Source organism: Kluyvera sp. Awk 3 (assembly GCF_028069715.1).
In the GTDB taxonomy this organism is placed as follows: Bacteria; Pseudomonadota; Gammaproteobacteria; order Enterobacterales; family Enterobacteriaceae; genus Kluyvera; species Kluyvera georgiana_A.
In genome coordinates, this window is the sequence record NZ_JANEWH010000334.1 from 1 (window position 1) to 466 (window position 466).

Annotated in this window: 1 protein-coding gene; it reads left to right on the forward strand. The window is 35.0% G+C overall.

Annotation, left to right across the window (positions count from 1 at the left end):
- The coding region (locus NNN71_RS24970; RefSeq protein WP_271459617.1) for a glycosyltransferase at positions 1-466 on the forward strand (466 nt) is incomplete at both ends.

The following is a 466-nucleotide window of genomic DNA, read 5'->3' on the forward strand; positions in this document are numbered from 1 at the left end:
GACAAAAGAAAAAATAAAAGTTGTGTGGATTGGCAATAGCCGCTGGGGTGAATATCTTGGTCATCTTGATTATAAAGGTTTAAATTCTGTTGTTTTACCCGCTTTAAAAAAATTCGAAAATTCAGGCAGGGAGTTAATTTATAAAGAATTTGATAGTTCCAAGGAAAAAAATACGCATGAAGTGATTTTGGATTACTTGAAAGATGCGGATATTCTCTTGGTCAGTTCTCTTGCTGAAGGAACACCATTACCTTTGCTTGAGGCAATGGCACAGGGCTGTGCGATTATTACAAGCGATGTAGGTATAGCAAGTGAAATTTTTAGTGAGGAGCAACAAGAATTTATCGTGCCGAGGAATTCCGATGCTTTCACTGAGGCTTTAATAAAACTCGATACAAATCGTAGTTTGCTTGAAAACATAAAAAAGACGAATAAACTAACTTACATTAAAAAATTTGTTGAAAGT